We start from the raw sequence: 8,458 nt of genomic DNA, 5'->3' as shown, positions 1-8,458 counted from the left end.
GCGCGAGCCGCAGCATATCGAATCCTGATCACCATAAGCCGAGCGGAGGCTAGACCATGCTGCAGAAAACCAGCCATTTCATGCGGCAGGCCAATCTCATCAACGGCGAATGGGTGCAGGCCGATAGCGGCCAGACGGTCGACGTCAATAACCCGGCCACCGGCCTCAAGATCGGCACCGTGCCGAAGTCGGGCAAGGCCGAGACCCGCCGCGCCATCGAGGCCGCCGCCACCGCCTTCAAGACATGGCGCAAGACCACTGCGCTCGAGCGCTCGAAGCTGCTGCGCAAGCTGCATGACGCGATGATGGACAATCAAGACGTGCTGGCCAAACTGCTGACCATCGAGCAGGGCAAATCGTTGTTCGAATCCAGGGGCGAGATCGGCTCGGCCGCGTCCTACATCCTGTGGTTCGCCGAAGAGGGCCGCCGCACCTATGGCGACGTCGTACCGTCGCCGTGGGCGGACCGCCGCATCCTGGTGACCAAGGAGCCGGTCGGCGTCATCGCCGCCATCACGCCGTGGAACTTTCCGTCCTCGATGCTTGCCCGCAAGCTCGGCCCGGCGCTGGCCGCAGGCTGTACTGCCGTTGTCAAGCCGGCGACGCAGACGCCTTATTCCGGCCTTGCCTGGGGCGCGCTGGCCGAGGAAGTCGGCTTCCCGAAGGGTGTCATCAATGTCCTGACCGGCTCGGCCAGCGAGATCGGCGATGAGATCTGCGCAAATCCGCTGGTGTCGAAGATCACCTTCACCGGCTCGACCGAGGTCGGAAAGCTTCTCATTCAGAAGTCGTCGGTCACCGTCAAGAAGGTGTCGATGGAGCTCGGCGGCAACGCTCCGTTCATCGTCTTCAATGACGCCGACATCGAGCATGCCGTCGCCGGCGCGATCACAGCCAAGTATCGCAATTCCGGTCAGACCTGCGTTTGCACCAACCGCTTTCTGGTCCAGGCTGGCGTCTACGAAAAATTCGTCGAGAAGCTCGCCGCCGCCAGCAACGAGCTGAAGGTCGGCTCCGGCCTCGATGACGGCGTGCAGCAGGGGCCGCTGATCGACGAGAAGGCGGTCGAGAAGGTCGAAGAGCTGATTGCCGACGCGACTTCCAAGGGCGGCAAGGTCGTCGCCGGCGGCAAGCGCCATGCGCTTGGCGGTTCGTTTTTCCAGCCGACGGTCATCGCCGATGCGACACCCAAGATGCGCTTCATGAAGGAAGAGATATTTGGCCCGGTCGCGCCGGTGTTCAGGTTTGAAACCGAAGAGGAAGCCATCGCGCTGGCCAACGACACCGAGTTCGGCCTTGCCTGCTATTTCTACACCGGTGATCTCGGCCGTGCCTTCCGGGTCATGGAAGGTTTGAAATACGGCATGGTCGGCGTCAATGAGGGCCTGATCACCACGCCGGAGGCACCCTTCGGCGGCGTCAAGGAATCCGGCCTCGGCAAGGAAGGCGGACATCAGGGCATCGAGGATTACCTCGACACCAAATATGTCTGCATCGGCGGCCTCGGCTCTAGTGCGCCGGCTTTTCCCGCGTCTCAGAACGCGGAATGACGAACCCGCGGGTGATCCGGTGAAAATCTTTCCGGTTCCGAGGAGAAGTGACCTAAGATCGTGAGCGCCCTATGCTCTTACGTTTCCGGAAAAAGCTTCGGAAACAGCGCGTCCAGAGCGTCCGCCGGAAAGCGTAGGGACACTGGGCCCTTTGGCGTTTCCGACGCCAATAGTCCGAGCGCGATTACGTCATTGAACACTCGACGCGCCGTACGTTCGGGTAGTCCGCTAATACGGGATGCCTCGCCGCGGTCAAACTCACCGCGCGTGAGCGCTTCCTCCACGAGGCGGCCGGCTTCGGGCTTCAGACCACTGCGCTCCACATGCCGATACAGCCGCTTGGCCAACGTGTCGAGATCGAACAGTCCGGTCATGAAGCTCACCTGATCGATACACGCCTGCAGGAACCATAAGGTAAAATCGCCGAGTGCGCGTTCGGAGAGGTTGCCACGTCCGTCGAGATCACCCTGGCGGGGCATATCGGCATGATCCATCATGCTCTTGTAATCCGTTCGGCTTTTCACGCCACGTGCCAAGCCTCGTGAGATCGACCACAGCCCGTGCGCGGCGACCCCGGCCTGAGGGCCATGGCGTGGCTCATCAATCGGCTGACGCGTCCGTTGCCGTCCGGAAACGGGTGAATGTAGTTGAAGCGGTGATGCGCGGCAGGAATGGTCAGGATGCGTCCGGCCTTGCCCAGCTTATCGAAGCGATAACGCATGGCAAAGTATTGCATGAAATCGTTGACGCGATCGCTCGAAGGCGGTTCATGCCGGCCGATGGCGACGTCATGCTCTGGCTTCGATCGCCACTCACCTGGCGCCATGACGAACTCACGGCCGGAACCCTTGATGGTCAGCATGGGCGATTCCGCATCGCGGTAGAATTCCGCATGCAGCCATCGAAGAAAACCTACCGATGCCGGTTCCGGCAACTGCCCATCGGCAGCCAGGCGGTCGATCTCGGCTTGCACGCGAACGTGCGCGGCCGCCTCGAGCTGCAGATTGCGGCGGTTCTCGTCTCGATCGAAATTCCGACCAGCGCCCGTTCGATGTCGCGCGGGCGCGTATCGTGGCCTTCGATCAGGTTGCTGTAGTAGGTGTTCATGATGCGCACGAGATGGGGCGAGGTTGGCTGCGGTACGCGAGTGCAGGCTTTTGCCCAAAACAGCCGACGTCGCCAGGCTTGGACACAAATCGATGCTGCCGATGATGATCATGGCCGATGTTCGGCAGGCCTATCGTACTGACAACTACGCACAAACCGTAATTGGGGGAGCCATCTGGCCGATGCTTTGGCCGATCTATGACGATCGGCCGGACTCAGACAGGTTCGAGGTGGAAAACAGGCAGCTTTAAACATGGTTCTGCCTCGGCCAGCGCAAGATTCGCCTGGAGCTTCGCTTATGCTGTGTGAGCTTGTTCTCTCGCGCCCGAATTCCCCATGGATGGCCCAAAAGCAGGCGATCCATTTGTCATTTTTAAGTGCGTCGGACTGCCAGTTGATCGCGTTCTGACCCGACTGGGAGTTCAAGTTTGACCTGAAACTGACCGGGTGCTGGATGGCAGGCTTCATCCCCACCGGTCTGATATGAAACAACGTCCGGCCCCGAGGCTAGGCTGCAATCTCGTATGGCTTGTATGCGCCGTTTTCTTAGAGCGTGTTGCGGGCTTGGTCTGCTCAACCTCGGAGCTCTACGCTTCACGGCGTTAGGATGAGCGTTCGAGGCGCAGGATTACTGCCGACACTGCTCTTCTTGTTCGCATTGGGCAGTTCCCGTTGGAAGCTTCCATCTTGCCGACTGCTGAGTTTGGAGTCGCCGTAGCTGTGAAATCGAAAAGAAGCCCATAGGCAACGTTTGCCGCGACGCTACTGAGAGCTGGTCACCGGGAGAGCCGAAGGTAGAACGAAGTTGTCTCGTTGAGCTTGTATGTGGCGCCAGCATAGAAGGCCCAGTTCCCACCCCAAGGCTTATACAAACCGCCACCGTTAGCGCCGATCGCGTTCATGGCCTCGTCCTTTTGGCAGAGATCACCACGGTCGCTAGCTGGCGAGCAAAGTCCGTCCCAGCGCTGCATTATCTCGTCGGATCCGGCAAGCTGGCAGAATTTCCCAGGCGGAGCTGACGGGGAGGGATGGTGGGAATAAAACGGTGCGCGTGAGGTCTCGGCGGGAACAGCCAAGACATCTAAGCGGAACGGACTGGCATAACGCAAAGACACAGGCGAGCTCAGCGGCAAGGTGGTTTGTTATCACCATGGGACGCCTGCCGCGTCAAACGGTGGTGTCGTGGGTCGAGACGGCGAGGGCAGCGGTCGCCATGCGCCCCGACCGGCTTGCCTTGTTCGGCTACTCGCATATCCCATCCCAAATAAAGAACCAGCGCCTCCCATCGAGGCGGAATTTCTTCCCGACAGCGCTGCCCGCGCTGAACAGTATGCGGCTGTCGCCGTGAGGCTGATTGCCGCCGGCTACCGACAGATCGGGCTCGACCATTTCGCCTTTCCGGACGACGAGCTCGCGCTGGCACATGAAACAGGTCGCCTGCGACGTAACTCGTTGGGCTACTCGGCTGACACCTGCAGAACCCTGATCGGTTTCGGCGCGTCGGCTATCGGCCGCACCGGCCAGGGATACGTTCAAAACGAAGTTACACGGGATTCCTACATCCAGCACATCGCAGCTGGCCGACTGGCTACATCGAAGGGCCATCGCCTCACAGACGACGACCGCGTGCGAGCCGCAATTATCGAGCGATTAATGTGCGATTTCGAGGCTGACGTGCCGGCAATCTGTGTCGCCCACGGATCTGATCCGATCCGTCTTCGCGGTTCAGATGAGCGTTTGGCGATGCTGGCCAAGGACGGAATAGTGGACTTCGAAAACGGTTTTGTCCGCGTACGGCGGGAGCATCGCTTTGGGATTCGCGCTGTCGCTGCCGCATTCGATGCTTTTAGGGATGGCGTTACGTATCCCGCAGGTGAGGGCAAGCAGACACACGGAAGCTAACACAGGGGGTATCTTTTGCCGGAGAGAACGAGCTGCCATCGTGCGGTGCCCGGTTAGTAGTGAAGCGCCGTAAAATGTCGACATAGGCGTTGGTGAACTGGACCGAACGACGAGAACAGCCTATCCAGTGTGTTGTCGGCAGTTAGTTCGAAAGTCCTGCTACACCCGATCCGATGCCTCTCAACGCCGAGGCCGCACCTCCGTGCCGAAGCCGGCCTTCCCAATGGTGGGTCGAGCCGTCGCTTACCCCGTGCTTGCCTCACAGATCCGCGACCGAGAACCCAGCCTCATGCTCCCGCCCTGCCGGGGCCTAGGTCAATCTAGCATGAAAGGAACACGTCGGAACCTGGGATATCGCTTGCCCGGCCGGGCGGCGATAGCCTTGTCGGGGCAGCGAGGAGCCGTAGCCGATGATGAACGCACAGGAGAAGTCTGGCGTGAATGGGGCGATGATTGTCAAGCTTTGCTCTCGAGTCATTTCGTCAACCATCTTGCGTGACCGATTGGCGACCATCTCCTCGTCCCGACCTTATATTACCCGTTGCCTGTCGCCGCCAGCGCGCAGTGACTTGTCAAGGATGGAGGCCCGCAGACCCCATCGCGCGGCGACTTGTCCTTGACGGTCACGAGCACGGCGGCAGGTTTGCCGTGGTCGGGGAGCCCTTCCTTGGGCGGAGCCGACGACGGTGTTCGAGGGGAACTCGCCATGAGCCGGGTGCGCAGAGATCGTCCGACGCTCTTGTATTTGCTGGATCCCAGCCGGCTCCGCCTCCGACTGCCTCGGTAGCTCGGTATCCTGAGCGCGTCGGCGGCATCATGCCATTATCATCCTACGAATTGCATGCTCCATCGTCCTGGACGAGACCGGTTTGGCTAGCCAAAGGACGAAGGTCTGATTACCAGATGTGATCGGCATGGGGTCGCTTCCACCAACGACGATGATGGGCACCGTCATCAGGGTGGTACGTAGAGCTTCGGGCTGTCCTGGCCCGAGGAAAGTCGCTTTATCGAAAATTAGGAGGTCGGCTGCCTTCCCGCTCTCGATCCAGTCGCAAAGACTCTCGAAGGTCGCGAAGCCGACCGGCTTATAACCCAGCGCGGCGATCTTATCCTTGTAGATCTCCAACGCTGCTGGATCGGGGTCAACGACTGCAATGATTTCTCCGTTGCCAAGTGATCCATCGCATGGGCCGAAAGCGCTATCAGCTCTGACCTGCTCCTCAGCGCAGGCCGGTAAGTAGAGATCGAAGCGTGTACCTCGGCCAACAGCCGAGGTGACGTCAAGGCATCCTGCGAGCGCGCTCACATGGCGGTCCACTGCAGCAAGACCCAGTCCGGTCCCGCCGACGCGAGAGCGCGTGGTAAAAAAGGGCTCAAAGATATGCGGAAGCACCGAACTTGCGATTCCTTGGCCATCGTCGCTGATGGAGAGGAGAACGTAATCTCCCGGTTTCAAGGTGCCCTTAGCCACGGGCTTCGTTTGACAGACGTGAGCGCGAGAAACGCTAATCTCGACACGGCCCTCATTCAAGAGAGCCTCCGACGCGTTCTTGCATAGATTCATAAGGATCTGCTGTATCTCGGTCGGGCTGCCCTCGATCACCGTTTGCGACTCGTTGATCTTGAAGTTCAACTGAACATCCGCACGAAGTGTAACCCGCAGCAATGGCGCGAGATCCATTACACTCTCCGAGACGTCGAAAGGCATCGTCACGCGCTTCCGATTTCGGCTTAGTGACAAGATTTGATCAATAATCAGTTTGGCTCGGTTGCTGGCCAAGATAATTTGGCCGATGTGGCCCCGAATTCTCGAGGGGCGACGCACAAGACCTTTAGCCATCTCTGCGTAGCCGACTATTGCTCCTAGAACATTATTGAATTCATGTGTAACGCCGCTTGCGATTGTGCCGACAGCCGTCAGCCTTTCCGCATGCTCCCATCGACTCTCAAAAAGGTTACGTTCCGTGTGTACACGTTGCATTTCAAGATGGTTGCCTAAACGCACAGTAGCGCTCGCCAGAACCAGGAGGTCGTCTGTGGAGGGTGGTGAGCGATCTCCTTCAAAAACAAGGATACAAACCGCAGCCTGCTGATCGGAGGCCCGGCAACCAACAATTTGACAAACACCGGTAGTGCCTACGGCAGTCCGAACCACTTCCGACGCCGGAACGACGCGAAACACTGGCTGTTCCGGGTGTACAAGTGAGACGACTTCATGGATTAGCGTGGCGTTCCAGACGCGCATGCGCTTGTTCGCGACAAAGTACTCGGTATTCCTGCTGATACTCGGATCCACCAGAGCAAGCGCGCATTGATCCGCATCGAAAACGCATTGAATGAGTCTAAGCGCCGCTTCGGTGGAGAAGCGCCGCGAAGCCTTCGTTGCTTGACTGTCGATGAAACAAGCTTCGATCTCACTCATCGCCGCTTCAAGCTCTAACCGCCTTTCCAACCGGTTCGTCCGCACATGCAGCGTGGAGGCTCGAATGGTCGCAAACAAGCAGAGGCATATGGACACCAAGCCAAAGAAAAGCCGTGTACGCTGCGCTTGCGCGCTGGCGAAGCTGTAGGCTTTCAGATGTTCTCGCTCCAATTCGGCAGCCTTGGCGAACGTGTCGAAGGATGGGATCCGATTGACAGCGCGGTCCAACCTCAACATTGAGGACAGGATAGCGCGGCCCTCGCGGGCAACATCCTCCGTGACTTGGTCCTGGCTAGGAGGAAGTCGGCGGAGAGACTGATCGATTTGTAATGCGAGGCTGAATCCCGGTCTGGCCGAAAATTGAAGGATCAGATTGGAAAATTCAGGCCTGTTCGACACTCCCCCCCAAAGGCGATTAGCCGAGCGAGCAAAGCGTACGAGAGAGCTTTGCAGAAGCTCATTTTGCGCGGCCGAGTTCGAGATGGCAGCTTCTGTGTTTTCGAGGGACTTTTTGAGCTGTGCAACCAACCTGGAGTGCACCCCGGAGCTCTCATTGGGCGAAATCTCAACAAGGCGTTGGTAGTTTTGAAGGTTCCTTTTTAATGCTTGCCCGGTAGAAGCAACGGAACGGAAGTCCAATACCATGTCGGCGCGGGCGACGTCTCGCTGGAGCAATGCGTAGTTGATCTGAATCGTCCGCAGTTCGCTTAGGACCGCCTCGTTGATCTGGGGGTCTTGCCACTGTATCGCGACCAAGAGCGCAACCGAGGCCACTAGGGCCATTACAGAAGCTTTGTCGGTACTGAGCCATTTTTCCCAAACGAACGGCGTTTGAGCCGCGGTGCGTGCCTTGCGAAGGTCCGAGTTGAATTCTAGCTCCCCATCGCGTCGGTGTGCGGCCGGATGCTGCTGGAACAGGAAAGCCAAGTGTACCTCTCCCCTCAAACAGGCGGTGTAGACACCGTTGCACTCTGCCCCCATGGCCCGCTGACCTTCCATTGATTCGCGGGCGTTTCGACCTCGACGGCGAGGCGGCAGCACAAGGCGGGCAACTGATCGCAGTTTTCGGAACTGGTCTTCCGAGAGATCATCGAAGGGGCATACAAGCGCACGCCTGCAGCAGCCGAGGATGATACCGGCCGGTCAAACGCAACTGGCGAGGGCCGGATCTGCTGTTGGCTGGCAGCTAACACTGGCGGGGCGGCGGCCTCAACTACGGCGTGCCTAGAGCCGGCTGCTGCGAAAGCGTCCGACACGCTTCCCTTGGGGTCATCCCGTCCAGCGGGCATTCTTGGATCGCTGAAAAAAGACGAGGCGGCTTGATGATCCTGCCCTCGCTGAAGCACCTCGCGAAACCCCTTTTCCAGTCGCAGAAGCTCCTCTGGACCGGTAGGCGGCTCGTCAGCTCGACCATCGAACAGCGGCCGGAGCGCCTCGGACACGTGCTGCTCAAAGCCCACTCGCCGGGCCTGGACCG

At 59.3% G+C, this 8,458-nt stretch carries 4 protein-coding genes and 1 pseudogene; 2 read left to right on the top strand and 3 right to left on the bottom strand.

What is annotated here, in order from left to right; all coding sequences use genetic code 11:
• Window positions 1-56: 56 nt before the first annotated feature.
• Window positions 57-1,550: an NAD-dependent succinate-semialdehyde dehydrogenase gene (locus NKH02_RS33520; RefSeq protein WP_352884077.1), complete on the top strand. Its 1,494-nt coding sequence runs from the start codon at window positions 57-59 to the stop codon at window positions 1,548-1,550.
• Between the two features lie 77 nt (window positions 1,551-1,627).
• Here NKH02_RS33520 and NKH02_RS33515 read toward each other — a convergent pair whose 3' ends face one another.
• A complete protein-coding gene (locus NKH02_RS33515; protein WP_023737287.1) occupies window positions 1,628-2,047 on the bottom strand; it encodes a Fic family protein in 420 nt (139 codons plus the stop codon).
• A gap of 23 nt (window positions 2,048-2,070) precedes the next feature.
• The gene (locus NKH02_RS33510) at window positions 2,071-2,769 is read right to left on the bottom strand and encodes a Fic family protein (protein ID WP_245264324.1); all 699 of its coding nucleotides are present in this window, start codon (window positions 2,767-2,769) and stop codon (window positions 2,071-2,073) included.
• Window positions 2,770-3,816: 1,047 nt separating this feature from the next.
• Between NKH02_RS33510 and NKH02_RS33505 the strand changes: the two are divergent.
• Window positions 3,817-4,559, top strand: a pseudogene (locus tag NKH02_RS33505) (oxygen-independent coproporphyrinogen III oxidase); the annotation flags it as partial.
• Window positions 4,560-5,373: 814 nt separating this feature from the next.
• Here NKH02_RS33505 and NKH02_RS33500 read toward each other — a convergent pair.
• Window positions 5,374-7,908, bottom strand: coding sequence for a two-component system VirA-like sensor kinase (locus NKH02_RS33500; protein ID WP_352884074.1), 2,535 nt, complete (start codon window positions 7,906-7,908; stop codon window positions 5,374-5,376).
• Window positions 7,909-8,458 lie beyond the last annotated feature (550 nt).

This window comes from Mesorhizobium sp. M1396 (genome assembly GCF_040317725.1).
In the GTDB taxonomy this organism is placed as follows: domain Bacteria; phylum Pseudomonadota; class Alphaproteobacteria; order Rhizobiales; family Rhizobiaceae; genus Mesorhizobium.
The sequence above is the reverse complement of the archived record's forward strand: the minus strand, read 5'-3'. Positions and strand labels throughout refer to the sequence as shown.

Coding starts and splice junctions, on each gene's coding strand:
- NKH02_RS33520 (WP_352884077.1), top strand. CDS start 57: ATGCTGCAGAAAACCAGCCATTTCATGCGGCAGGCCAATCTCATCAAC.
- NKH02_RS33510 (WP_245264324.1), bottom strand. CDS start 2,769: ATGATCATCATCGGCAGCATCGATTTGTGTCCAAGCCTGGCGACGTCG.
- NKH02_RS33515 (WP_023737287.1), bottom strand. CDS start 2,047: ATGATGGATCATGCCGATATGCCCCGCCAGGGTGATCTCGACGGACGT.